This window comes from Microbispora rosea, assembly GCF_044460045.1.
Taxonomy (GTDB): Bacteria; Actinomycetota; Actinomycetes; order Streptosporangiales; family Streptosporangiaceae; genus Microbispora; species Microbispora rosea.
In genome coordinates this window covers 868046-892656 of record NZ_JBITJO010000002.1, presented here as the reverse complement: position 1 = coordinate 892656, position 24611 = coordinate 868046, and the positions used below count along the sequence as shown (strand labels likewise).

Sequence of the window (24611 nt, the reverse complement as noted above, 5' to 3'; positions counted from 1 at the left end):
GGTGGCGGTGCCTGCGAGAAAGGCCGGCGGCGGTTGCGTCGTGTCTGGTTGCTCCGTGCCTGGTTGCTTCCTGCCCGGTTGCCCCGTCTGCGGTTGCTTCGTCTGTCCGGTGGAGAAACGCGGACCGATACCGACGGGCGCCGCGGCGGGCCCCGTCACGCCTCCGGCTGCCGGTGCTGCAACTGGCGACGCAGCTCGGCGATCTCCCGCTCCAGGTCGGCGACGTCCGGAGCGCCGGAGTCGCCCGGGCCCCGTCCCGCCGCGGCCTGCGACCGCTGCTGCCCGTAGGGCGAGGGAGCGGGACGCACGTACTGCGTCGCGCCGTCGGGCCGCTGGGGGTCGTAGCCCCCGCCCGGCCGCTGGGGATCGTGGTCGTGCGAGCGTGCGGCCTCGTAGCCTCCGCCCGCCCGCCCGGGCTGGTGGCCGTTGGCCGGCGGCAGGCTCTGCGGCTGCCAGCCCTGCGGCAGCCCGGGCAGCTCCTGGAGCACCTGGCCGTTCACCGGCTGCCGGTCGTAGCCGCCGCCCGCCTGCGCCGGGAAGCCGCCGCCGTTCACGCCGGGGTACGGCCCGCCGTACGAGGGCGAGGGCGACCGGCCCTGCGGAGAGGAGGAGCTCTTCCTGCGCCTGCGCATGAGGAGCAGCAGCAGGACGCCGCCGCCGATCACGATCAGGACACCGGCGCCGACGGCGGCCCACAGCCACACCGGCTGCGGGGTCTCGTCCTTGCCGGACGAGATCGCCTGCTGCGAGTCGGTGATGTACTTCGCGACGTACGGGTGGCCCGGGAACAGCGCCTGCACCTCGCGGAACTTCGGCAGCGCGTCCTTGTAGTGCCGCTGGAAGAAGTCGTCGAGCGCCTCGTTGTACTTCGTCGTCGTCAACGACGCGGCGGGCTTGACGTTCTTCTCGTTGAGCTTCTCCTTGATGATCGAGACCGGGAGCACGAAGCTCTCGTTCTCCGACGCCTCGCCGTTCTCGCTCACCGTGCCGGCGATCAGCATGCCGACGACCTTGCCCGCACGGCTGAAGACGGGACCCCCGGAGTTGCCGTGGTAGGAAGGCGCCTGCGTCTGGATGTACGGCACGCCTTCCTGCGTGCTGCGCTTGGCGTTGTACGGCCCCTCGGTCAGCGCGGGGTCGAGCTTCGACTCGATGCTGAACCACGGCGTGTTGGTCACCAGGCCGGGGAAGCCGCTGATGTAGAGCGTGTCACCGGTCTGCACGTCGGCGTCGTCGCCGAGCGGCACGGTCGGCAGGTTCTGCTGGCCGTTGACCTTGAGCAGCGCGAAGTCCTTGCCCGGGTAGCTCTCGCCGACCGACACCAGCTCGGCCGGGACCTCCTTGGCCGTCTTGTCGACGCCGCCGCCGGGCAGGCTCTGCAGGACCGACAGGCTCTTGCGCAGGCCGCGGATCTCCAGGTGGGTGCTGTTGAAGGTGACGTAGATCTGCTGGACGAGCTCGATCATCTCCTTGTCGGCCTCGAAGTTCCGCAGGGCGTTGATCATGTCCTTCGCGTCCTGCTTGTTGAACTTCTCCAGCGCCTGCTGCGCGAAGGTCTGCGACAGCTCCTCGTTGCTCATCTCGACGCAGTGCGCGCCGGTGACCATGTAGCCGTCGGGGGTCACCCACCAGCCCGTGCACATGCCGCCGACCTGCGCCTTGACCGTGCGCTCCGGGCCGACGGGCTGGAGATACCGGTCGACGTCGGCCGCCACGCGCTGGAAGAGGAACTTGGCGATGCTCCGCTCGTCGGAGGGGATCTTGCCGGCGAGCACGGCCCGGGTGGCGTCGTTGGTCAGCTGGTCCCACGCGGCTTCCTTGGCCTGGCTGCTCGGGACGACGACCTCGCCGGAGTAGGTGATGCTGGTGAGCTGCACGGCCGGGTGGGTGCGAGCGGCCAGCCGGGTGCCGACGGGGACCTCGTCCCCGGTGTCCGCCGAAGCGGGAGCGGCCACGACGAGCAGGGCGAACGCCGCCGTCGCGGCCATCCCCCCGGTCAGTCTGCCGAAGTATTTCCTGAGATTTCCATCCACGGCCGCAAGAGTGATGGAACGGTCTTGTCTCTTGCTTGGAGGTGGCTTGGGACCGGCCGGTGGCGCGCCGCAGCGCCGCATCCGCGCCGCTCAGGTGGGGTGAGGGCGCCCGAGACGACCCGGAGACGACGGCGGCCCCCGCCGGAGCGGGGGCCGCCGGACGATCCGCGGATCAGACGCCCATCGACTGGGTGTCGTTGGTCTCCGGGGTCTGCTGAGCCACCACCTCGGTCACCCCGTTCTTGAGGTGATAACGGGCGACGGCCTCCTGCAGCGTCTCGGCCTTGATCTCGCCGCGCCGCACGAGCTGCGTCAGCACCGCCAGCGTGATCGAGGCCGCGTCCACGTGGAAGTGGCGGCGCAGCGCAGAACGCGTGTCGGACAGGCCGAAGCCGTCGGTGCCGAGCGAGGTCCAGTCGCCGGGCACCCACTGGGCGATCTGGTCCGGGACGGCGCGCATGTAGTCGCTGACGCCCACGAACGGCCCCGGCACGCCCGACAGCTTGGTGGTCACGTACGGCACGCGCTGCTCGGCGTCGGGGTTGAGCAGGTTGTGCTCCTCGACGTCCAGGGCGTCCCTGCGCAGCTCGCTCCAGGAGGTGGCCGACCAGACCGAGGCCGACACGCCCCAGTCCTCCGCCAGCATCCGCTGCGCCTCCAGCGCCCACGGGCCGGCGACGCCGGACACCAGGATGTTCGCCTTCGGCCCGTCGCCCGTCGCCGGGGCGTAGAGGTAGAGGCCCTTGAGGATGCCCTCCACGTCCACGCCCTCCGGCTCGGCAGGCTGCGGATAGGGCTCGTTGTAGACGGTCAGGTAGTAGAAGACGTCCTCGGGGTGCTCCCCGTACATCCTCCGCAGGCCGTCCCTGACGATGTGCGCGATCTCGAACGCCCACGCCGGGTCGTACGCCACGGCCGCGGGGTTGGTCGAGGCGATCAGCGGGGTGTGGCCGTCCTCGTGCTGCAGGCCCTCGCCGTTCAGCGTGGTGCGGCCGGCCGTCGCGCCGAGCAGGAAGCCCCGGCCCATCTGGTCGCCGAGCTGCCACATCTGGTCGGCGGTCCGCTGGAACCCGAACATCGAGTAGAAGATGTAGACCGGGATCATGTGCTCGCCGTGGGTGGCGTACGACGAGCCCGCCGCGAGGACCGAGCCCATCGAGCCGGCCTCGCTGATGCCCTCGTGCAGGATCTGACCCTCGGTCGACTCCTTGTACGACAGGAGCAGCTCGCGGTCGACCGCCTCGTACGTCTGCCCGTGGGGCGAGTAGATCTTGGCGGTCGGGAACATCGCGTCCACACCGAACGTGCGGGCCTCGTCCGGGATGATCGGCACGAACCTGGCGCCGATCTCCTTGTCCCGCATGAGGTCCTTGAGCAGGCGGACGAACGCCATCGTGGTGGCGACGTTCTGCTTGCCGGAGCCCTTGCGCAGGCCCGAGTAGACGGGGTCGCCGGGGAGCTTGAGCGGCTTGGCGCGTACGACCCGCTTGGGCAGGTAGCCGCCGAGCGCCGCCCGGCGCTCCTTCATGTAGGCGATCTCGTCGTTGTCCTCGCCCGGGTGGAAGTACGGCGGGAGGTCGGCCTCGAGGTCCTTGTCCGGGATGGGCAGGTAGAGCCGGTCGCGGAACTCCTTGAGCTCGGCCTTGCTCATCTTCTTCATCTGGTGCGTGGCGTTGCGCGCCTCGAAGTCCTTGCCGAGCGTCCAGCCCTTGATCGTCTGGGCCAGGATGACGGTCGGCTGGCCGACGTGCTCGCGGGCCGCCTTGAACGCGGCGTACACCTTGCGGTAGTCGTGGCCGCCGCGCGACAGCTTGCGGATGTCGTCGTCGGTCATGTGCTCGACCATCTTGCGCAGGCGCGGGTCGCCGCCGAAGAAGTTCTCGCGGATGTAGGCGCCCGACTCGACCGAGTAGGTCTGGAACTGCCCGTCGGGCGTGGTGTTCATCTGGTTGACCAGCACGCCGTCGACGTCGGCCGCGAGCAGCGGGTCCCAGTCACGGCCCCAGACGACCTTGATGACGTTCCAGCCGGCGCCGCGGAAGTACGACTCCAGCTCCTGGATGATCTTGCCGTTGCCGCGTACCGGTCCGTCGAGCCGCTGCAGGTTGCAGTTGATGACGAAGGTGAGGTTGTCGAGCTCCTCGCGGGCGGCCACGCCGATCGCGCCGAGAGACTCGGGCTCGTCCATCTCGCCGTCGCCGAGGAAGCACCAGACATGGCTGCGGCTGGTGTCCTTGATCTTGCGGCTGAGCAGGTAGCGGTTGAACCGCGCCTGGTAGATCGCGCCGATCGGGCCGAGACCCATGGAGACCGTGGGGAACTCCCAGAAGTCCGGCATCAGCCGCGGGTGCGGGTAGGAGGGCAGGCCCTTGATCCCGTGGGACAGCTCCTGGCGGAACGCGTCGAGCTGCGGCGCGTCGAGGCGGCCCTCCAGGAAGGCGCGGGCGTAGATGCCCGGGGCCGCGTGGCCCTGGATGAAGATCTGGTCGCCCGACTCCCCGTGGTCCTTGCCGCGGAAGAAGTGGTTGAAGCCCACCTCGTAGAGCGAGGCCGCGGACGCGTAGGTGGCGATGTGGCCGCCGACGTTGGTCCGCGCGTTGGCACGGGTCACCATCACCGCCGCGTTCCAGCGGATGTAGGCCCGGATGCGGCGCTCGACGTACTCGTCCCCGGGGAACCAGGGCTCGCGCTCCGGGGGGATGGTGTTGATGTAGTCCGTGCTGCGCAGGCCGGGCACGCCGACCTGGTGTTCGCGGGCGCGCTCGAGCAGCCGGAGCATCAGGTAGCGGGCACGAGTGCGGCCCTCGGTCTTGATGACGTTGTCGAGCGATTCGAGCCATTCGTTGGTCTCGCTCGGATCGACATCAGGCAACTGGCTGGGTAGGCCGTCACTGATGATCGAATAACGCTGGCGTCCGGAAGCCACTGGGTCTCGCCTTCCGAGAATGGACTTTGTCTCGTCGGATCTGTTACGTCTGTGTTGCCTGCTGCGATGCGGTCAGCGCATGATCGCGGCGTTGCGGTCTTCTTCCATCCTGTCTCGTCCCACCGGAAAGTGCATCTCTACCGCCCGGTAACCGGACCGTCCGCGCTGGCTACGGGGCAGGTCTTGGCCTAGACCACCGATGGTAGGACGATTTTTACCAACCATCCATTCCCGGCCTCCGCCGGGGGCGTCGCGAGGTCGCGGACGTCACATCGTGCCTGGTCGGAGGCTCCCTACCCGGCCTGACCGCGCCCTACCCGGAAGCGCGGGCGAAGTCGCCGCGCGGTCGCGGTCCTCGCCATTCCGTAATCGTCTTCGGCGCTCTTTCGCCTCGCCTGTCTCCAGGTCCGCGGCATGTCGCAGGAAACGGCCGTACGGGGCCGGTGGTGGTGGGACGGCCACGTAACGTTTTGGTATGAGTTGTCCCTTCCTCTGAGGAGAGGGGGGTTTCTGCTCTTTCCAGGTGGCGATAGCCGTACAAGGCTCTGGAGAGAGGGGGACCGAGATGCACGCAACGGTTGGGGACCGGCTGGTGGTGCACGGTGCCGTCGTGGGCGACCACGAGAAGCACGGTGTGATCGTCGAGGTCCGTGGTCCGGAGGGCGGCCCGCCGTTCCTGGTGAAGTACGAGGACGGGCACGAGGCGCTCGTCTTCCCCGGCCCGGATGCCGTCGTCCTCCCAGCTCAGCGCGAATCGTAATATCGCGGATGTGAAATCGACGGTGATCGAGGTGCGGACCGGCGCGCGCGAGCGCGTGCACGACATGACGAAGGAGTGCGCCGATTTCGTGCGCGAGTGCGGAGGAGACGGGCTGCTGCACGTCTTCGTCCCGCACGCGACGGCGGGCGTGGCGCTGCTGGAGCTCGGCTCCGGCAGCGACGAGGACCTGCTGGCCGCTCTGGGGGACCTGCTGCCGGCGGACGACCGGTGGCGGCATGCGCACGGCTCCCGTGGGCACGGGAGGTCGCATGTCATGCCCGCCTTCATTCCGCCGTACGCGACCGTTCCCGTCCTCGGGGGCAGGCTGGCACTGGGGACCTGGCAGTCGGTCGCCCTGATCGACCTCAACGTCGACAACCCCGACAGGCGTGTACGTTTGTCGTTTTTGACCGATTAAGAGATAACGGTGCGGGTCACCCGCCGTGGCGACCGTTGACGACGAAGGGTCGCAGCGTGTGGACTGTGCCGAAGCATGGCTCTCAACGAGCCGGGACAACCGCAAACATCGGCGGGGTCACCCAAGCAGGAGGGATAAACGTGAGCGCGACCGCGGGTCAGGCGCAGGACGAGCGCGGCCTGGCCGAACGACTCGGCCTCAAAGCCGGTCAGGTGGTGCAGGAGGTCGGCTGGGACGAGGACTGCGACGAGGCGCTGCGCCAGTCCATCGAGGAGCTGACCGGCAACGAGCTGGTGGACGAGGACTACGAGGACGTCGTCGACGTGGTGCTGCTCTGGTGGCGTGACGGCGACGGCGACCTCTTCGACGCGCTGAGCGACGCGATGACCGCACTCGCCGACGGAGGCCAGATCTGGCTGCTGACCCCCAAGGCGGGGCGCGAGGGCCACGTGGAGCCCAGCGACATCGGTGAGGACGCGGCGACCGCCGGGCTGTCGCAGACGAGCAGCGTGAGCGCCGCCAGGGACTGGTCGGGCACGAGGCTCGTCGCCCCGAAGGCCCGCCGCTGAGTATTGCCCTGCCGTACGGCCTGGGGATGCCGTACGGCAGGATGATGGGCGGACACCTGGGGAGGGACTGCTCATGGCGATAGAGGTCGGGCAGCGGGCTCCGGATTTCACGCTCAAGGACCAGCACGGCGTTCCCGTGCGCCTGTCCGGCCTGCGGGGCAGAACGGTGATGCTCGTCTTCTATCCCCTGTCCTTCAGTCCCGTCTGCCATGGCGAGCTCGCGGCCATCCGCGACGAGCTCGCCGGCTCGCTGCCTCCGCACGTCCAGGTGCTGGCGGTGTCGGTCGACTCGATGTTCAGCCAGCGCGCCTGGGCCGACCAGGAGGGCTTCTCCTTCCCCCTGTTGTCGGATTTCTGGCCCCACGGTGAGGTCGCCCGGGCGTACGGTGTCCTCGATGAGGACAGGGGCCTCGCGCTCCGGGGCACGTTCATCATCGACGGCGAAGGCGTCGTGCGCTGGAAGGTCGTCAACCCGATCGGTTCCGCACGCGATCTCGACGAGTACCGGAAGGCGCTCGCGGACATCTGATCGTTTCATTGCCCGCCCCCGGGCACTGACATATTCGACTCCGACTCCGACTCGCCCCATTGGAGGCCACGATGCCCTGCTACAGGTGCGGGGCCCGGCAGACCGACCCCGTTCGCGGCGCCAGCCCCTGGAAGCGCGGGGTGCGTCGCGAAGCGCAGGTCCTCGTCTGCCCGGACTGCCAGCGTGTGCACGACCTCGATCTCGACACGTGCGCCTCGTGCGGCTCGATCGCGCTGATCTGCCGCCTGGGGGAGATCGAGTGCCGCTCGTGCGGTGAGGTGCGGCTCGCCCGCACCGACGAGCCGCTCGTCACGGCCGGCTCGCCGGGCTCCGCCCGCATGCCCGGCCTCGCCGCGGAGGTGGAGGCGGCACTCGACCGCGTCCTGGGCCGCTCGTGACGTACGTCGTCGCACTGGACGTGGGCGGCACCTCCATGAAGGGCGGCCTCGTCACCCGGCGGGGCGAGGTCACCGTCCTCGCCGGGCGCCCCACGGGGCGTGAGAACGGCCCCGGCGCGGTCGTGGACGCCGTGCGCGCCTACGCCGGCGAGATCGCCGACCTCGGCCGCTCCCGGTACGGCGCCGAGCCCGCCGGGGTGGGCCTGGCCGTCCCGGGCATCGTCACCGCGTCCACCGCCGTCTACTCGGCCAACATCGGCTGGCGGGACGTGCCCGCCGAGGCGTTCACGCCTCCCGGCGTCCCGGCGCGGCTCGGCCACGACGTCCGCACGGGCGGCCTGGCCGAGAGCGTCTTCGGCGCGGGCCGCGACGTCGCCGACTTCCTCTTCCTGCCCATCGGCACCGGTATCGCGGGAGCGGTGGTGCTCAGCGGCGAGCCGTACGGCGGCGCGCACGGCTGGGGCGGCGAGATCGGGCACGCGTCCGTCTGGCCGGCGGGGGAGAAGTGCGCCTGCGGGCAGATCGGCTGCCTGGAGACCTACGCCTCCGCCTCGGCCGTGGCCCGCCGCTTCACGAGCCGCTCCGGCCGTACGGCGACCGCGAAGGAGGTCGTCGAACTCGCGGTCGCGGGAGACCCGGTGGCCGCCGAGGTGTTCGGCGAGGCGATCGAGGCCCTGGCCATCGCCCTCGCGTCGTACGTGCTCGTGCTCGACCCGGCCCTGATCGTCATCGGCGGCGGCCTGGCCGAGGCCGGTGCGGCCCTGTTCGACCCGTTACGGGAACGGCTCGCCGGCCGGCTGGCCTTCCGGGAGCCCCCGCCCGTACGCCCGGCCGCCCTCGGCCCTCGGGCGGGCATGCTGGGTGCGGCCCTCCTCGGGTGGCAGGCGGCGGGAGACGACGACGCGGGCGCCGGCTGGTCACTCGATGTGCTGAGAGGCGGGTCGGTGTCGTAAGGTGTAGTCCGGTCCGGGCGGTTAGCTCAGCGGTAGAGCACTCGCCTTACAAGCGAGGGGTCACTGGTTCGAACCCAGTACCGCCCACCTGGTGAAACGGCATGTTGCCGATCTTGTTTTCGCGGACCGAGTGACTATCTGAGTGACTATGCCTCGAAGAGGCTGTCCATCTTCTCCGCGCCCTGCATGAGCACCGGGCGGATCTGCTTGCGGTAGACGGTCTCGGTGACCACGGTGTTCCGGTGGCCGACGAGGCGGGAGATGTCCTCGATGGGGACACCGGAGTCCGACAGCAGCGACACGAAGCTGTGCCGCATCTCCCGAGGGGACCAGTCCTTACCAGGAAGATCGGCGTCGTCGAGGATCTTCCGGAAGTCGCGCCGTACGTTGTGCGCGGTGAGCGCCGTTCCGTTCTTGGTGCAGAAGACGAGATCGGAGTCAGTGGAGGTCTGCTTGTCGGCCAGGGCGTGAAGGGCGTCGACGCAGAGGCGGGGCAGCTTGAGGGATCGGCGGGACTTGACGGTCTTGGTGTCGCCCTTCTGCCGGACCGAGCGCCAGACGTGGATCGCGAACTCCTCGTGGTCCCAGCCGGCCTCGTCAACGGGCAGCCACGCCTGCCGCTCCTCGTCGTACGCGACGACATGCGACCAGGTGAGCGCGCGAAGCTCCTCGGTCCGAGCGCCGATCAGCAGCGAGAGCACGATGTACGCACGCATGCGCGGCGTGGCCTTGGCCGCCTCGTCGAGGATGGCCTGAGCCTGCGCCAGGGTGAGCGCCTTGGAGGGACGACCGGCACGCCCTTCCGGGATCTCGCAGAGGTCGACGACGTTCCGTTTCACCTTGTCGCGGCGCATCGCGCTCTTGACCGCACGGTTCAGGATGCCGTGGATCAGCTTGAGCGACCGTGTGCTGAGCTCTCCCTTCTTGCTGGCCAGCCAGGAGTCCACGTCCTCCACGGACAGGTCACGCAGCTTGCGCGCGCCGAGCGCCGGGAGGACGTGGGTCTCCGCGAACGTGGTGTACATCCGGACCGTGCTGGGGGACCGGCCGCCGAGGCCGTGAGCGAGCCAGTAGGTTACGGCGTCGCTCACGGTGTAGTTGCTCGGGGCAATGGCCAGGCCGTCTTCGTGGTCGCGGATGATCTCTTTGAGCTTGGCCTTGGCTTCGGTCTTGGTCTTGCCGCTGGCCTTCTTCACGATGCGTTTCCCCGCAGGGGAGTAGCCCAGGGTCACCGAGGCGATCCAGCGTTGCCGCTGTTCGTCCCAGTGCAGGCCGCCGTCTCCTTTGCTGCGTCGGGCGGTCATGATGCCTTCCTTGCCTCCTTTTCGAGTAGACGGATGTAGTCGTCGATGGCCGAGGCCGGGATGAGCCGGATACGGCCCTGGCGGACGGAGCGCAGTCGCCCCGAGCGGATGAGTTCGTAGATGACGCTGCGACTGAGGCTGAGCAGGCGCATCGCGTCAGGGATGCGGTAGAGCCGCCGATCGGCGGATGGGGGTGGGGTCATCCGCCCTCGCGCTCTGCCCTGATGGCGCGGGCGGTCTGGACGCGCTGGCGGATGTGCTCGGCCATGATCGCCTCACCAGGCGTGTGGCCGATCCCGGCCAAGCGCCAGTGGTCGAGGACGAGCGTGGTCGCGTCGCCGAGGGCGGGCAGCCCGTGGCGTTCGCGTGCTTCGGCGGCGCGGTGCTGGGCGCGAGCGCCGCGCAGGTCGCCGAGTTTGAGGGAGTAGGCGCGGCTCTTGCTGGAGAAGTGGCCCCGGAAGCCGAGCATGTGCGCCCATGGCCGCAGGCGCAGGGCGGCGAACTCCGGGCGTCCGCCGAGGTCCCAGCAGGTGCGGATCATGCGCCGGGCGTGGTCGGTGACCGGCAGTGCGTCCAGGTGGAGCCCCGGTTTGAGTCCGGTTCCGTGGCAGCGCCCGCAGGTGGCGATCAAGGTAAGTCGTCCGCGACCGCCGCAGGCCGGACACGACACGCGGTGATCGACGGTGCCGGAGGCTTCCGCACCTTTGGTGGCGTACTTGGCGATGTAGCCGGCCACCGCCCGTTCGCTGAGACCTTCGGCTTTCTCGTCGAGGAGGACGGGCCGGATGTCGAGCTGGTCGCCCCAGGTCAGCTCCCACTGTCCGAGGTCGCTTTCGGGTGAGGAGAGACGGACACGGGCGACCGCAGGTGGGACCGCCCGTACGAGCAGGTCGTGATCGGCCCATGCGGGAGGGGGTTCAAGGGCTCCTGCTGACCCGTCGAGACGAATGACCGCGTGGAAGTGGACCAGGCCGCGCCGCTGATACTCGGCGACCTTGGCGAAGGAGACGCGCACCTCCTTACCAAAGGCACGGCGGCTCATTCTCATCTGTGCGGCCAGCTCTTGCCGCATGGCCAGGGTGAAGCGGTGCCACAACGCGCCCGCGTGTGCCTGCCAGAGGACGGCCCCGATGTAGTCGTAGCAGTCCGGGCATATGGGTTGTCCGAGCTGGTCATCTCGTGGTTCGTGCCGGGCATGGCAGCCGACCGGCCGTCCGTGCTCGCACACCTTGTCACGCTTCCGGGGACGGCAGGCACGCCCGTCCCGATGGGAGTGGACCGGGCCGAAGGACGGAGCGGTCAGCGTGACGAAGGCCCGCGGATGGGAGCTGACCGTCTCCGGAACTCCCTTGCCACCTGACAGACCAGCGCGGATCAGGTGGAAGGTGTCGGCCCGGTAGACCTCCGAGCAGGCCGGGCACACCGAGGCGCGCCGGTTGCCGCAGGCGATGAGCAGGCGACCGCCCGGTTGGTCGGCCGTGGTGTAGCTGTGCAGGACCTCGCCGGTGCCCGTGTCCACGATGGCCGACTCGCCGGCCAGGTGGATGGGGTGGGCACAGCCGCCCGTCGCGGCCACCATCGAACGCCACCGGTCATAGCCGGGTGCGTTGATGACCCGAACGAGGTCGGTCATCCAATCGTGTTCGTCGTTCGCGCTCATGATCGGTACCTCCCTCCTGCCGTAGGACTACTTGTAGTACATGTTGACGTGCGTTGCTGGTGCTCGTCAACCTGTAGTACAAGTTGTGTTGAGAGAATTAGGAGGGATCGTATGGAGACCGAGGAGAAAGACCCGCGCTGGCGCGTCATCGCTACCGACCTACGCGCCGCCATCCTCGATGGCCGTTATCCGCCTGGCGGTGCGCTGCCGAGCGAACCGGAGCTGGTCAGAAAGTACGAGGTCTCCCGCCCCACGGTCCGCAAAGCCATCGACACTCTCGTCTCCGAGGGCCTGGCCTACGTCATGCGCGGACGAGGCTCGTTCGTGCGCCCCATGCCCGAGCGGCGCGCCATCATCATCACGGACCGGAACCGGCCGGACCTGGCCGCGCCCGGCAACCATCCGGACGTTCAGGAGTTTGGCTGGGATCTGGCCATGAAGGACGTCGAGCCCGAGGCCCCGCTGTTCACCGACGAGAAGATCAGCGCGAACCGAGACGTCGCCATCATGCTCGGCGTCCGGCCCGGACACCCGGTGATCCATCGCCGCAGCATGTGGCACCGTGGCCACGCTGCAGGCATCCACGGCGCGTCAGCCCGGCTGGAAATCAGCTCCTACACGAACGCGGACATGCTCCCCGAGTGGGACGAACCTGAGCGCTACCAGCAGTTCCGCAAGCGTCCCGGCTTCTTCTACCAGTCACTCATTCGTGAGCACGGCCCCGTCCGGTGGATGACCCTGACGACGGCTCGCATCGCGTACGAGGACGAGCGCGCGTTGCTGGGGCTGGACTACGCCGAGGCACTGCTGATCATCCGACGCACGATGGCCCACGCCAACGGCCGTCCGATCGAAGTCACCGAGGTCAAGGCCCCCGCCAACCGCTACGAGATCGGCTACCACACCGAGCTTGCCGACGATCCTGAGGCTGACCTCACGCCACAGGAACTCAGCGACAACGGCATCGACCTCGTGATTTAGATGCCGGCTAACGTCTTATTGGCCGTAGAGCTCGTTCAGGTACTGATGGATTCGGGGTAGGCGCCGCGCCGACTCTTCCCAGTCGTCGAGCTCCCATTCCTCGTCGCTGGGATGGGGATCTGACCGTATCTCGTGGCCACGAGCTCGAAGAGCTTCAAATAGTTCATCCCTGTTCCTGCAGGTCGCTTGTTCCCAAGCATCGCCCGACACATAGTCCAAGCACTCGAAGTCTGGCCAGTCATCATCAGTCCAGGCCGATATCTTCATGGCCCTCTTGACGGGCAAGCGTAACCACTCCCGCTGCTTTATGAGAAGTCGCTGGACTGCTGGTAATTCAGCAAGGGCATCCGGCTCACTCGCTACCCGTTCAAAGGCCTCACGTCCCAGGGCGACCAGCCACATTTGAAAATACCAGAAGCCATCGTTTGAGCCGAACTTGAACAGGGCTCGCATCGCGCCCCACATCAACCAGGTGTCAACTTTGCTCCGCGCCATCAACAGCCATTCTCCAAAGTCAATAATGTCTTTGGTGGAACGCTGCGCTAACCGCTCTCGAAGCCACTCCAAGCGCGCACTCTTCCCATCGGTTTCGCGCTCGGACTGCTCGATCAGATACCAGAACTCGTCGATCTCCATGAGGTGTGATCCTGACATACGCGTTACAGCCCGCCAAGAGCCAACAGATGCCAGACAGCCACTGCAAAGCTTGACCAGGTCGGCCACGCTGAACTGGCTCAGAGTTTCTTTACTTGTTCAAGGCGGTCCGCACTGCGGCGGCCCGCCCGCGCGCCGGGCGGCCAGCCGGCCGGGCATGCGGCTCTCCGGCCGGTCCCGGCCGGCGCCGCCCCGCGCTGAGCACAGGCGGTGCATAGCCGAGATGAAGCGGTCCTCTACAAGGTCGACCGCGCCAACCGCCGTGAGCACCCGCGGATAGTCCGTAGCCAAGCGGAGGTCCTTTCCTGCCTCCGGCGGGGTCTCCGGCCCCGAGGTGGTCAGGGCGCGTAAGCCGGGGTTAGTGGGTGGCTGGGGAGCCTGATCGCCTCGCCCGCCATCGACCCAGGCAAGCCCAGCAGACCGGCTCCTCCGGCTCAAGCCCGGCCGTAACCGTTGGCATCGAATGACCGAGGAACCACGACCAGGTTGACGTACACGCGAGGCCGACCTTGCGCCTTCGTCTCCGGCCCGCTGCCGCTCCGCGGTGGGTCGACGGCGCACGAGGTGATCAGGGAGTCGGTGAACTAGAGCAGGCTCATCGAAGTTCCTTTCCTATACGGCAGGCGTGCTATTGGGTAAGATTTGAGTCCGACGATCACCTGAACCGGCTCTAGCTTTTGGCCTCTAAACATCCGACCGTTGCGCAGGAGAGTGATGGTTTATGGATAGTCTTACCTCGCGTTTTGGCGCGTACTATCCTCCTTCAAACGAATTGCTCCAACGGATATTCAAAGAAGGTTTAATTGTTCTCGATGCAAATGTGTTGCTGAACCTGTATAGATATCTGCCTTCTGCTAGAGATGAGTTATTTAATGTCTTGGAGAGGCTAGCAACTAGCCTTTGGGTGCCCGATCAGGTTGGTTTTGAGTTCTCTCGGCGCCGATTGGCTGCAATTCGAGATCACCGCTCTGCCTTTGACAGTATTACGAGCGTGTTGACTAAATCCTTGGGTTCGTCAATCTCTGGAATAGCTGAGTTCGCAAATCGCATCTCTCTAGACCCTGAGATCAAGACGGGCATGATTTCTAAGCTGGAGGAGGTCTACGGGGTCGTTAGGAGCGAAATTGCCAAAATTGGTCCAGATTCCCAAATAAGTGGGAGCATCGACGCGGGCGTTGATCCCATTACCGTTCGTCTCGAGCAGTTGCTTGCAGGGAAAATTGGGCCCGCTCTTCCGGCACATGAGAAGGAAAAGGTGCGAGCTGAGGCGGCCCGTAGAGCTGACCTTGGTATACCGCCTGGATATAAGGATAAGGCCAAGGGAGATTCCAGCGGGGATTACTTGATCTGGTATCAAATGATCCTCGAAGCGGGCCTCCGGAAAGTGCCTGTAATGCTGGTGACTGATGACGTCAAGGAGGATTGGTGGCTGCGCGAGCACGGACAGACTCTCGGTCCGCGACCGGAGTTGTACGAGGAAATGTTAGAAAAGGCTGGTGTGTCATTCGTTATTACTACCACTGGAGGTCTTCTTAAGAGAGCTAACACCTTCCTTGGTGCAGAGGTTAGTGCAGCAACTATCGAGGCAGCACAAGAGGTACTTTCTACCGATCCCGACAGAGGGCATAGCTTGAACTCTGAGGCTGTGGAAGTTCTGCTCGCCATGGCAGACAGGGATGAATATCCCGCAGCCTTTCGCGGCACCATACAGTATCTCGCATACTCGGAGAAGGTATACGCTTTCCTGTCCGAGCTTCCAGGGATGAAGGTAAGGCGTCGTTCTGACGGCTCGGGATTCATTCTTGGCTCGAAAGATGGCAGTGCAATCCTCGTTCTGGTTAAATACTTCAGCGCAACATCTACGAGGACGCTCTCTTCTCGACTAAGAGAGTTTGAACAGCGGAAGGCGCCGCTTATTGATGTGGCGGCAGACTCAGTAGGCATACTCATGATCACAAATGTAGAACTTCCGGATTATTTGCTGGAGAGACATGCTCATGAAAATCCAGAAGGGTATCGCCGCGAGGTAGTCACCTGGAATGGGCAGCCACAAGAGACGCGGAGCCTGATCGAGGCGATCTCAAGGCTGATGCATAAAGACTAAGAGGGAAGGACTGATAGGCGAGACTGAAGGCCGGCCTGGCGAGCACCAAAAGGTCGCACTCCCGTCGGCCTGCAACTTCCGCTGTGGCAGAGAAGATCGTCTCAACCAGCCACTTACCCTTGCCGATCAACAAAATTCAGATGCCTGATTCCTCGTGGATGTCTACCACCACGTCTATCCGCCTATCGCGCTTCTCCGCACAGTAGGGCAGCCCATACGTCGCGCGCCTGGCGGAGAGGCCAGCGGTGGGTCTCCTTGATCTCCTGTTCGGGCTCAGACTGGAGAGTGCTGCGGATGAAGGCTTGGCCGCCGGCCTGGCATAGCTCGTAGATCGTCGCCCGGCAGTCGCAAGTCCAAGCCAGAACGCGGGCGCGTCCGATCCTGTAGAACGGTTCATGCCAAGCCAGCTTGAGGTGCCCGCGCTGCGCCAAAGGCACATGCGGAGCCAGACACTTGTCAGATTCGATCATGGTGCGCTGTTCGTCAGTAGGGCGGACAGCGGATGGTGCTGGCGGAGATCCTTGTAGCGGACGGCGATTCGGCGAGCGGTGGTTACAGGGTCGTCGACTGGACCGAACGCGTAGACCCACCGCTGCGTGCGGGCGGACTTACGTCCCGACCACCAGCGGTAGCAGCGGCCATCCGTCCAGACAACCAGTTCGACCCACACAGACACCAGGGCGAGCCCATATCCCTCGTGGATATCAGTCCGTATGCCGAGAGCCGCCAATTCATCGCTCAATCGCCCAGCGGCTAGCGATGGCGTTGTGGGTGCTTTCCTTCTTGCGTCAGTGGGATGGAATCCCGTCATGGCCGGATGCATGCTGCAACGCTATGAGCGGCCACAATAGCCTGGAAGTGCGATTTCGTGTCACTTCCCGATGCCCCCAAACGGAAGTGACACGAGCGGTGTCACAACTCAGTAATCGAGCCGCACAAAGTCTGCGAGATCGCGCATTTCGTCGGTAAGCGTTCGTCGCCTGCCGATAATTCCCTTGAGGATGTCTCGGGCGTATCGCTGGTTGGTCATCCACTCCGGGGCGTCACGTCGAACGCTTTGCAAGATGTCGAAGGCCTCGCTGTGCCGGTGCATCCGGCGGTGTGCCTCGGCCACGTCGAGGAGGTGGCGGTTCCGGTTGTTAGAAGTGGGCCGCAGGTCCGTAACCGGGATCGTCTGCGAGAGCTGGACGACCGTATCCGGCCGATCCTCGATCATCGCGTTCTCCACGCGCTTCATCGCGACTGTGATCGGGCCGAATGTGCGTAGAAAGTCCTCGTCCGGCGTCAGGTCGCGTCCCATGGCGACGGCCGCGGTTCGCGCAAGGCGGATTGTGTCGTCGGCTTCGCCAGGCCGGTTGTCGCGGATGGCGGCTGCTGAGGAGCGAAGCAGCAGCCAGCCCCAGGCGGACAACTGGTGTGGTGTGGCACGGGAAATGCGCGGCTCCACGTCGTCGGCCCAGTGCATCGCCATCTGGCGGGCTTCGTCGAGCCGTCCCTGACGTAGGAGAAGCCAGCAATGAGTGCTAACCGTCGCCGCCGCGTCAAGGGGATCGTTCATGTCGTCCATGGCCCGCGATAGCGCGAACTCGGCCTCGTCGAACTGGCGGGTCTGGGTCATCAGCCAGCCGACAAGGTGCAGCAGCCTGCCTCGTACGTGACGCGCCGACAGGTCCGCCTCTACGAGCGCATCGACGTCCCGAAGCATCACCGGCAGCATGGCCGCGATCTGCGAATAGCGATCCTGCTTCCACAGCGGCATCGACGCTTCTAGGGCTGAGCCCAGTCCTTCTCGGGTCGGCGCCTCTAAAGGCGGACCTTCGAGGCCGTAAAGCGCCCGCCGTACCGGCCCCCACAGGTCGAGAGTCTGCTCGTCGGCTGGCTCCGGGTCGTGCCGGATCATCAGCGAGGTTGTCGGCACCTTGAGGGCCACCGCTATTTTGCGCAGCGTTTCCAGCCGCACGTCTCTCCGGGCGTCCTGCTCAAGCTTCCGGATGAGCGAGGCGGACACGCCGGCGAGGTCGGCCAGGCCCTGCTGAGTCAGGCCCCGCCGCTTCCGGACGCTGCGGATGCGTTCGCCTATCGTGGCCATGAATCCATGCTAAAGACGGTTGTCTCGCGCCGCTGTTATCCGACCTCGCTATGTGGAGGGACGGGCGCGAGGTTGCCTGTGGTGGATCTGTACCGGAAGGAGCGTCTCCGACAGGATCGTCAGCATGGTCTCCTCCTCGTCCGAGAGCACAGCGATGATTGCTGATGGCAGGGTGAAAGTTTGGTACCGCTTCGCACCGCGTGAGGGGTGGCCGCGGTTCGACCAGGAAGGTGTGTGGGCGACCCTGCTCGGCGGGGATCTCGCACGGGTGGATAACGTTCCGTTCTTCGTCGATGGCGCTGCCGAGGGCGACATCGTGCGGTTCACCATGGACGCCGAGGGTGTCCGTTGGGTTGAGGAGCGCGTCGAATGGTCCGGTAGGTGCACGATCCTCGTCTTGCCGGTTCGCGGAGGGCCGAAGGCGACCGCCAAGGCGGTGCACGAGGTATTCGCTCCGTTGGGCATCGGAGCAGAGGGGTACAGCGCGGAATTCCCACTCGTTGCTCTCAGCGTGCCTCCTGATGCCGACGTCCGCGCCGCTAAAGCGCAGTTGAACCGAGGTGTGGAGGCGGGATGGTGGGATTATCAGGAGGCATGCATCGGGGATGCGTGGCGTACTGCATAGCAGCCGGGCAGGCCCTCTCATCCGGACGGTTATTGAGTGACTATCTGGGTGACAATCGCCGTGGACGAGCCTGGACGGCGGTGGATAACAGTGGACTGTACGCCCAGGTCAGGGCGGGAGGGAGTGCTGGTCCCGCCCCTTCCTGGGTTGACTTACAAGCGAGGGGTCACTGGTTCGAACCCAGTACCGCCCACCTGGTGAAACGGCGTATAGCCGATCTTGTTTTCGCGGACCGAGTGACTATGCCTCGAAGAGGCTGTCCATCTTCTCCGCGCCCTGCATGAGCACCGGGCGGATCTGCTTGCGGTAGACGGTCTCGGTGACCACCGTGTTCCGGTAGTTGGTGGGCATGAGGCTTGCCGATTTGATGGCAGCGTCCGGCATGGAATCGCCTTGCTCACGGATCGCCAGTGGTCGGGGGAGCGGGCAGTCTGCATGCTTTCGAGGGCGTCCGGCTCGCCGTGCTCATCGATGTACCGCGTCTGAGTACCCAGGAAGACATCGCATTCCGCCATGCCATAGGCGAGGTTGAGCGTGTGCAGCTGGTAGGACCAGTCGGCCATGCCAGCCGCGCTGCTGAACCGGTAGTTGAGTTGCCAGTGCAGCCACTGCCCGGGTGCGAGGCGTACGGCGGGAGGGTGCCGTCGGCGGGGCGGGACTAGCTCGCCGGTCGATGTGCATTTCATCGGGTTGATCCGTGCTGTCCGTTGGTGATGGTGGCGAGGAGGGCGATGGCCTCGTCGATGGCGTGGGGGGTGATGTTGCCGTAGCCGATGACGACGCCGAGGGGGTCCGCGGCAGGGGTGAGCTGGTAGCGGGTGATGGAGTCGAACGCGATCCCGACGGCTCGGGCGCGCGCGGTCAGCTGGTCGGAATGGGTGCCGTCGAGCTGGGTCGCGAGGGTCTGGACGCCGGCGGGTGCCCCTGCAAGCCGCAGGGGCACGTCATGACGGGTGATGGCCTGCTCGAGGGCTTGCCGGGCGGTTCGGTAGCGGGTCCGGGCGGCGCGGATGTGCCGGTCGTAGTCGCCGGCATCGATGAGGTGAGCCAGAGCGAGTTGATCGAGGGTCGGGCTGCCATGGTCGGCGAGGAACTTGGAGAGCAGCAGCTCGGTGTGTAGTTCGGCCGGGCTGACCATCCAGCCCAGACGTAGCGCTGGGGCGAGTGTCTTGCTGGTGGATCCAAGGTAGACGACACGGTCAGGCGCACGGCCTTGGAGACAGCCCACAGCGCGTCGGTCAAAGCGGAACTCCCCGTCGTAGTCGTCCTCGACGACGATCGCGCCGCAGCGGCCGGCCCAGGCCAGCAGTGCCTCCCGGCGGGCGGGTGCCATGACCGCGCCGGTAGGGAACTGGTGAGCTGGGGTGGTCAGTACTGCGTCAACGCCCTGCTCGGGTAGTTGGTCGACGAGGATGCCGTCGCCGTCGACCGAGACGGGCACGACAGCGAGACCGGCTTGGTGCAGGATCGGTGCGCGGTGAGGCAGCCCCGGATCCTCGATCGCGACGGTCCGGGCACCTCGGGCGCGCAGGGTATGGGCGAGCAGGTGAAGGCCCTGGGTGAAACCGGCACAGATCAGCAGTCGCTGCGCGTCGGCGTCCACGCCGCGGACCCGACCGAGGTAGGCGGCCAGCCCCTCGCGCAGCCGGGGATGCCCGGCGGAGTCGGGGTACGCCAGATCGGAATCTGCGGCAGCACCCAGCGCGGCCGTCCATGCCCGCCGCCACAGGTGGCGGGGGAACGCCGACAGCGCCGGAATACCTGGGCGCATGTCCCATCGGGCTGAGGGCTCCGGCGATCGGAGAGCAGCGGGCGCATTGGCGGCCGGCGGCAGGGGCAGATCAGAGACGCAGGTGCCAGAGCCGGGCCGGCTGACCAGATAGCCCTCGGCGGTCAGCTGCGTGTAGACCTCGACGACCAGGCGACGAGAGACTCCGAGGTCGCCGGCCAAAACGCGGCTGGCTGGCAACCGCTGACCGGCCGCGAGCCGACCGGTACGCACCGCGTCGCGCAGGGCGCTCTCAAGCTGAACGCGGCGAGGTCGTCCGGGCTGCGGTGGTTCGATCGGAAGGAGGAGCTCCACCCCAGAAGTGGTACCCATATCTGGCATGGATTTGGACCCTACTACGGGTCCGACTGTTGGCTAGCGTCGTCGCATGGAAGAAACCACAGCGAGCGCGGATACCCCGCTGATGCGCGCGTGGGCCCGTGAGCTGGAAGATCCGGAAGCTGACGATCAGGTTGTGGCGCTGTTGGCACAGCTGCGCCCGGACACCGTCGACCTGACTGGGGCCATCGCAGCGTCGGCGGCGCAACGGGTGCGTCATCTGGGTGCGTTCGAGCAGGCCGAGAGACTTGTCGGCCTGGCCAGCTGGCGAATCATGTCGACCACACGGAGGCGGGTGCTCTACGTCGACGACCTCGTGACCGATCCGGGGATGCGACGCATGGGCGCGGGCCGTGCGTTGCTCGCCTGGCTCGAGCGGGCGGGCGTCGCCGCGGGCTGTCAGACGATCGAGCTGGACTCGGCTGTGACGCGGACCGACCCGCATCGGTTCTACGCACGCGTCGGCCTGTCCGTAAGCGCTTTCACTTCGCCAGGACGCTCGCTGCCGGCTACGGACGTACGCGAAAAAGAGGGACTCAGAGAGGGAATAAGAGAGGAGTCAAGAGCATGATCAACGCCGACATGCGGCTGATCGTGGAGGCCGCCAAACTTACCTTCGTCGCGACGGTGCGGCCGGACGGCTCGCCCAATCTGTCACCGAAGGGATCGGCGCGGGTGTACGACGACGAGCACATCGCTTTCATGAACATCGCCTCGCCCCAGACGATCGCCAATCTCACCGCGGACCCGCGCATCGAGATGAATGCGGTGGATTTCCTCCGACGCCGGGGCTATCGATTCACCGGAACCGCGACGATTCATGGCCAGGGAACGCCGGTTTACGAATGGCTACGCACCTGGCTGCTCGACCTGAACGGACCGGGTTACCCCGCCCACGAAGCTGTCTTGGTCCACGTCGATCAGGCCCGACCGATCACGTCCCCCGCCTATGCCTTCGGCGACGCGGACGAAACCGCCCTCATCGCCGAGTGGTCTGCCAAGTACCAGATTGTTCAAAGTGAAGAGGAGGAAGTGTGATGCGTGCTGCTGGAGTGCGTGAGTCCGCTGGTCAGGTCGAGTTGCTCGACCTCCCCGACCCTCATAGCCCCGGTCCGGACGAGGTCCTGATCGAGGTCGAGGCGGCCGGTGTCGGCAACTGGGACGACATCGTCCGAACCGGCGTGTGGAACGTCGGGCCAACACCGCCGATGGCGCTCGGCGTGGAAGTCGCCGGCACGGTGATCGCGGTCGGTTCGCAGGTCACAGGCCTTCGGCAGGGCGACGAGGTCCTCGGTCACCCGCTGCCGCTGCATGACCAGGGTTGCTGGGCGGAGCGCGTCGTTGTGGACGCCGGTCTGGTCGTGCGGAAGCCTCTTGGCGTGTCGTGGGAGGTGGCGGCGGCGTTCCCGGTGCCCGCGCTGACCGCGAAGCAGGTCCTCGCTGAGTCGCTCAAGCTCGCCGAGGGCGAGACGCTGCTCGTCCACGGCGCAGGTGGGACAACCGGTGGGCTGATTGTGCAGCTCGCCGCCCTGTCTGGGGCTCGGGTGATCGCCACCGCCGGACCGTCGAGCGTCGCTCGAGTGGCAAAGGCCGGAGCGGCCGAGGTCGTCGACTACCACGACAGCGGGTGGCCCGATCGCGTCCGCGAACTGACCGGCGGCGCGGGCGTCGACGCTGCTGTCAACGCTGTTCGCGGGGGGAGTGCCGACACCATCCTGGCCTTGCAGGAGGGTGGTCGGATGGCGACCATCACCGGCGACCCGCCGGCAGCCGACCGTGGAATCAGCGTCGCCGACGTCTACGTGCGCCCGGACGCCACCCAACTCGCGGAGCTCTGTGCGCTACTGGGAGATGGCCGGCTGACCCTGTCGGTCGGCTCCGCACTGCCGCTGGCCGAGGCGGCGACAGCGCTTGAGCGCGCCATCGCGGGCGCCAACGGCGGTCCTGTTGTGCTGCAGGTCAAGCCCGGGTGACCTGCAGCGAGCCCGCGGTCACCGAATGGATGCTCGCCGGCACCCATCTGGGACCCTTTCTTCTCCCCTGTGGGCGTTACCTGGAAGCGACCGGCCGTCATATCGCCGTCCGCGGTTGCTGCGTGGCTCACGTCGAAGACGACAAGGTCATCACGCACCAGCAGTATTACGATCAGCTGGAGTTGTGCAGCACGCAGCGGAAAGTGCCGATTCGGAGGTGTCGGTATCTGTCGCCTGGTCGGCGGATTCCGGCCGTTGGACGCGTCGGCTGATCGCTGAGGCGAGCACGACCGAGGCCAGCAGCAGCGGTGTGGTGAACGCGACGAAGCCGAGGACCCGTTTGATCGCTGTGGCCGCGCCAGCCACTGCGATCACTGCGGGATGTGTGCGGGGCCAGTCCAGCAGCAAGGTCCATATGCCGATGTTCTCGACGTAGTCGAGGACGGTCATGGCAACTGTCGGCACCAGGACCGGCCACCATCGGTCGCCATAGCGGCGGGCCAGCAGTGCCGTTGCCACCACAAGCAGGGCGGCGAGGGCGGCCGGATATGCCAGGTCGAGCAGTTGCTGGTGCAAGTACGCGGTGCGGCCGGCAGGGCCGCATGCGGTCAGCATGGCCCGGGCCTCCTGCAGGGTCCACCAGCTGCGGACGTCCAAGGGCGGCAAATCGGCGCAGGCGCGGCTCACCGCCGCGAGGGAGCCGGCCGAGCCACCGAACATGAGCCCAGCCAGTGGGAGGTAGACGGCTGCCGTCACAGCGAGGTGGCGAGGACGGACGAAGGAGATGATTGAGCGCAGCACAGGGGTCGCCATCACTTCAGTTAGTGCTCTATCGTACGAATATGCAACGTATCGGTAGTAATCCTCGTCCGTCCAGTCTGTTGTTCGACATCTGGCTCGTGACGCACCTGACCACGAACCTGCTCGATGAGGCGTTGCGGGACCTGGCCGTCACCGCGGATGAGTTCGGGCTGTACTCACTGCTTCGCGAACTCGGACCGAGCACGCCGACGCAGATCTCGCGCTGGACCGGGATGGCACCGACAACCGTGTCCGGCATGGTCCGCCGGCTCACCGTCCGCGGGCATATCGCCCAGATGCCCAACCCGCGCGACGCTCGTTCACGACTGCTCGGACTCACCGACGAGGGCCATCGCGTCGCGAACGACGGCGGCGGTCGGCTCGCCGCAGTCATGCCGAAACTGCTCGACGCGGTCGGACCACACACGTCCATGGCACACGTCGGACTCCGGCGGCTCGACCGGGCGCTCCGGGTGGTGATCGGTGCCGCCGAACGGCCGGACGAGCCCTTGCCCGATGAAACCGGCGAGGCCGTCGACGGTGGCAGCGTGCCCTACGCCGGCACACCGCTGACCGAGACGCAACGGCAGGAAGTCCAGCAGTTCATCCGCTGGATCATCGATCGCGACGCATCACCCGCCAATCGTCGCTGACCGGCCGTCATCCAACACAGCAGCCGGCGGTACGCCAGGAACGGCAGCGCCGGCAGACCGCAGTCTCTTGCCGCGGAGCGTGAGCGTCGCCTCGTTCGGAACAGTCAGGACTGCCAAACATCCGGGCGTTTCGCGGCGCTCGTGGACCGGCCGCGCTGAGTGACTATCTGGGTGACAATCGCCAGGGACGGGCCCGGACGGCGGTGGACGACGCTGGACCGTACGCCCAGGTCGGGGCGGGTTCCGGTGCTGCTCCCGCCCTTTCCTGGGTTGACTTATAAGCGAGGGGTCACTGGTTCGAACCCAGTACCGCCCACCTACGAAAAGAGCCCCGTCTCCCATCAGGGAAAACGGGGCTGATGCGCGCCTATGGCATCGTCGGGCTGTACCTGCGTAAGAAGGTCCGTACCACCGTGCCGAAGCCGGCGGCGCAACAGGTGCCGGACCTGCTCAAGCGGGACTTCACCGCGGCGGGGCCGCCCCGGCGCGCGAGACGCTCCAGGGCGCCAGGCGCTGGCCCTCCGCCCGAGCCGCCCGCCTGGCCGTCTTCGCCTGGATCACCCGCTACAACACCCGAAGGACACACTCCAGCCTGGGCTACCTCAGCCCCATCGACTACGAGCAGCAGCCCCATAAGCTGCTGATCGCCGCATAACAGCCGGTGTCCACACATCGGGGGCAACCCCCCTTCTCCGAGAAGATGCGGGTGACCCCGGCTTCGGCGAGGGAGGCGAGCTGAGCGTCCAGGGGCTGCCTCGCGGTCGAAGCGCGGGCGTACCCGAGGCGGACGTGCCCGACGGGCTCGGCGCCGACGCACACCGGCCGGGGCAGCTCGGTCCACACCGACCCCGGTTCCCGTACGGCCGGGGTTGGAGCCTTCAGCACCTTGACGAGTTGGGGCACGAGGCGGAAGCGGGCGGTGTGGTATCGGATCGCCACCTTGCCCTTGCCGGTCCGGCACGGGGAGCCCGTCGGGGCCGCGCAGGTGGACATCGGGCAGTCGCGCGCTTCCATGGGAGTGAAGTCGTCGCTCACGACCCCGGGCTGTTTCATGGGGGCGTTTCAAACGCCCAG

The 24611-nt window shown here is 66.7% G+C and carries 24 protein-coding genes, 1 tRNA gene and 3 pseudogenes; 17 read left to right on the top strand and 11 right to left on the bottom strand.

What is annotated here, in order from left to right; all coding sequences use genetic code 11:
• Positions 1-155: 155 nt before the first annotated feature.
• Together ACIBK1_RS11420 and aceE are read right to left on the bottom strand one after the other, a co-directional pair.
• Positions 156-2033, bottom strand: a complete 1878-nt coding sequence (locus tag ACIBK1_RS11420) for a trypsin-like peptidase domain-containing protein (protein WP_396734195.1) — start codon at positions 2031-2033, stop codon at positions 156-158.
• Positions 2034-2205: 172 nt separating this feature from the next.
• On the bottom strand, positions 2206-4959 hold the full coding sequence (gene aceE / locus ACIBK1_RS11415; protein WP_030505663.1) for a pyruvate dehydrogenase (acetyl-transferring), homodimeric type: 2754 nt from the start codon (positions 4957-4959) through the stop codon (positions 2206-2208).
• A 565-nt stretch (positions 4960-5524) separates the two neighbouring features.
• On the opposite strand from aceE, the gene ACIBK1_RS11410 reads away from it, so the two are divergent.
• The 7 genes from ACIBK1_RS11410 (at position 5525) to ACIBK1_RS11380 (ending at position 8673) form a co-directional block, all read left to right on the top strand.
• Positions 5525-5719 (top strand): DUF1918 domain-containing protein, encoded by a 195-nt coding sequence (locus ACIBK1_RS11410; protein ID WP_030505662.1) that lies wholly within the window; start codon positions 5525-5527, stop codon positions 5717-5719.
• Positions 5720-5783: 64 nt separating this feature from the next.
• Positions 5784-6137, top strand: a complete 354-nt coding sequence (locus tag ACIBK1_RS11405; protein ID WP_223867350.1) for a YjbQ family protein — start codon at positions 5784-5786, stop codon at positions 6135-6137.
• A gap of 140 nt (positions 6138-6277) precedes the next feature.
• The gene (locus ACIBK1_RS11400; protein ID WP_030505660.1) at positions 6278-6706 is read left to right on the top strand and encodes a DUF3052 domain-containing protein; all 429 of its coding nucleotides are present in this window, start codon (positions 6278-6280) and stop codon (positions 6704-6706) included.
• Between the two features lie 73 nt (positions 6707-6779).
• Positions 6780-7235, top strand: coding sequence for a peroxiredoxin (locus ACIBK1_RS11395; RefSeq protein ID WP_030505659.1), 456 nt, complete (start codon positions 6780-6782; stop codon positions 7233-7235).
• A gap of 71 nt (positions 7236-7306) precedes the next feature.
• The gene (locus tag ACIBK1_RS11390; RefSeq protein WP_030505658.1) at positions 7307-7633 is read left to right on the top strand and encodes a hypothetical protein; all 327 of its coding nucleotides are present in this window, start codon (positions 7307-7309) and stop codon (positions 7631-7633) included.
• Positions 7630-8586: an ROK family protein gene (locus tag ACIBK1_RS11385; RefSeq protein WP_396734190.1), complete on the top strand. Its 957-nt coding sequence runs from the start codon at positions 7630-7632 to the stop codon at positions 8584-8586. Before ACIBK1_RS11390 ends, ACIBK1_RS11385 begins: the two co-directional genes overlap by 4 nt.
• Positions 8587-8601: 15 nt before the next feature.
• A tRNA-Val gene (locus ACIBK1_RS11380) sits at positions 8602-8673 on the top strand.
• A gap of 59 nt (positions 8674-8732) precedes the next feature.
• Here the strand turns inward: ACIBK1_RS11380 and ACIBK1_RS11375 are convergent.
• Genes ACIBK1_RS11375 through ACIBK1_RS11365 form a run of 3 tightly spaced genes read right to left on the bottom strand, consistent with a single transcriptional unit; the run spans position 8733 to position 11550 of the window.
• The gene (locus ACIBK1_RS11375) at positions 8733-9890 is read right to left on the bottom strand and encodes a tyrosine-type recombinase/integrase (protein WP_396734187.1); all 1158 of its coding nucleotides are present in this window, start codon (positions 9888-9890) and stop codon (positions 8733-8735) included.
• Entirely contained in the window at positions 9887-10093 is a 207-nt protein-coding gene (locus ACIBK1_RS11370) for a helix-turn-helix domain-containing protein (RefSeq protein ID WP_396734184.1), read from the bottom strand. Before ACIBK1_RS11370 ends, ACIBK1_RS11375 begins: the two co-directional genes overlap by 4 nt.
• Entirely contained in the window at positions 10090-11550 is a 1461-nt protein-coding gene (locus ACIBK1_RS11365; protein WP_396734181.1) for a replication initiator, read from the bottom strand. Before ACIBK1_RS11365 ends, ACIBK1_RS11370 begins: the two co-directional genes overlap by 4 nt.
• A gap of 111 nt (positions 11551-11661) precedes the next feature.
• On the opposite strand from ACIBK1_RS11365, the gene ACIBK1_RS11360 reads away from it, so the two are divergent.
• Complete coding sequence (locus ACIBK1_RS11360) at positions 11662-12531, top strand: GntR family transcriptional regulator (RefSeq protein ID WP_396734178.1); 870 nt, start codon at positions 11662-11664, stop codon at positions 12529-12531.
• 15 nt (positions 12532-12546) lie between these two features.
• Here ACIBK1_RS11360 and ACIBK1_RS11355 read toward each other — a convergent pair whose 3' ends face one another.
• A complete protein-coding gene (locus ACIBK1_RS11355; protein WP_396734176.1) occupies positions 12547-13167 on the bottom strand; it encodes a DUF4240 domain-containing protein in 621 nt (206 codons plus the stop codon).
• Positions 13168-13906: 739 nt separating this feature from the next.
• Here ACIBK1_RS11355 and ACIBK1_RS11350 point away from each other — a divergent pair.
• The gene (locus ACIBK1_RS11350) at positions 13907-15289 is read left to right on the top strand and encodes a PIN-like domain-containing protein (RefSeq protein WP_396734173.1); all 1383 of its coding nucleotides are present in this window, start codon (positions 13907-13909) and stop codon (positions 15287-15289) included.
• A 919-nt stretch (positions 15290-16208) separates the two neighbouring features.
• On the opposite strand, the gene ACIBK1_RS11345 is transcribed toward ACIBK1_RS11350, so the two are convergent.
• A complete protein-coding gene (locus ACIBK1_RS11345) occupies positions 16209-17378 on the bottom strand; it encodes a helix-turn-helix domain-containing protein (RefSeq protein WP_396734170.1) in 1170 nt (389 codons plus the stop codon).
• A gap of 124 nt (positions 17379-17502) precedes the next feature.
• On the opposite strand from ACIBK1_RS11345, the gene ACIBK1_RS11340 reads away from it, so the two are divergent.
• The gene (locus ACIBK1_RS11340) at positions 17503-18003 is read left to right on the top strand and encodes a DUF4265 domain-containing protein (protein ID WP_396734167.1); all 501 of its coding nucleotides are present in this window, start codon (positions 17503-17505) and stop codon (positions 18001-18003) included.
• 240 nt (positions 18004-18243) lie between these two features.
• Here the strand turns inward: ACIBK1_RS11340 and ACIBK1_RS11335 are convergent, their stop codons facing one another.
• Both ACIBK1_RS11335 and pdxR read right to left on the bottom strand, forming a co-directional pair.
• A complete protein-coding gene (locus tag ACIBK1_RS11335) occupies positions 18244-18387 on the bottom strand; it encodes a hypothetical protein (protein ID WP_357312498.1) in 144 nt (47 codons plus the stop codon).
• A gap of 298 nt (positions 18388-18685) precedes the next feature.
• Positions 18686-20086 carry a MocR-like pyridoxine biosynthesis transcription factor PdxR gene (gene pdxR / locus ACIBK1_RS11330; RefSeq protein WP_396734164.1) on the bottom strand — a complete coding sequence of 467 codons (1401 nt, stop codon included), beginning with the start codon at positions 20084-20086 and terminating at the stop codon, positions 18686-18688.
• Positions 20087-20159: 73 nt separating this feature from the next.
• Between pdxR and ACIBK1_RS11325 the strand changes: the two genes are divergently transcribed.
• The 4 genes and pseudogenes from ACIBK1_RS11325 to ACIBK1_RS11310 form a co-directional block, all read left to right on the top strand.
• Positions 20160-20681: a GNAT family N-acetyltransferase gene (locus ACIBK1_RS11325; protein ID WP_396734161.1), complete on the top strand. Its 522-nt coding sequence runs from the start codon at positions 20160-20162 to the stop codon at positions 20679-20681.
• Positions 20678-21148 (top strand): pyridoxamine 5'-phosphate oxidase family protein, encoded by a 471-nt coding sequence (locus tag ACIBK1_RS11320; RefSeq protein ID WP_396734158.1) that lies wholly within the window; start codon positions 20678-20680, stop codon positions 21146-21148. Before ACIBK1_RS11325 ends, ACIBK1_RS11320 begins: the two co-directional genes overlap by 4 nt.
• Positions 21148-22083: an NADP-dependent oxidoreductase gene (locus ACIBK1_RS11315; RefSeq protein WP_396734155.1), complete on the top strand. Its 936-nt coding sequence runs from the start codon at positions 21148-21150 to the stop codon at positions 22081-22083. The genes ACIBK1_RS11320 and ACIBK1_RS11315 overlap by 1 nt, the downstream gene beginning before the upstream one ends.
• 29 nt (positions 22084-22112) lie before the next feature.
• Positions 22113-22208, top strand: a pseudogene (locus ACIBK1_RS11310) (ester cyclase); the annotation flags it as partial.
• Between the two features lie 25 nt (positions 22209-22233).
• Here ACIBK1_RS11310 and ACIBK1_RS11305 read toward each other — a convergent pair.
• Positions 22234-22896, bottom strand: a complete 663-nt coding sequence (locus ACIBK1_RS11305) for a hypothetical protein (RefSeq protein ID WP_357312487.1) — start codon at positions 22894-22896, stop codon at positions 22234-22236.
• Positions 22897-22925: 29 nt separating this feature from the next.
• Between ACIBK1_RS11305 and ACIBK1_RS11300 the strand changes: the two genes are divergently transcribed.
• From ACIBK1_RS11300 to ACIBK1_RS11290, 3 genes and pseudogenes are all read left to right on the top strand, one after another.
• Positions 22926-23537 carry a MarR family winged helix-turn-helix transcriptional regulator gene (locus ACIBK1_RS11300; RefSeq protein WP_081903212.1) on the top strand — a complete coding sequence of 204 codons (612 nt, stop codon included), beginning with the start codon at positions 22926-22928 and terminating at the stop codon, positions 23535-23537.
• Positions 23538-23893: 356 nt separating this feature from the next.
• Positions 23894-24016: pseudogene (locus ACIBK1_RS11295) on the top strand (IS3-like element ISRhosp5 family transposase); the annotation flags it as partial.
• A gap of 8 nt (positions 24017-24024) precedes the next feature.
• Positions 24025-24192, top strand: a pseudogene (locus ACIBK1_RS11290) (integrase core domain-containing protein); the annotation flags it as partial.
• Here the strand turns inward: ACIBK1_RS11290 and ACIBK1_RS11285 are convergent.
• Complete coding sequence (locus tag ACIBK1_RS11285) at positions 24153-24590, bottom strand: zinc finger domain-containing protein (protein WP_197042389.1); 438 nt, start codon at positions 24588-24590, stop codon at positions 24153-24155. The pseudogene ACIBK1_RS11290 and the gene ACIBK1_RS11285 sit on opposite strands and share 40 nt — an antisense overlap.
• Positions 24591-24611 lie beyond the last annotated feature (21 nt).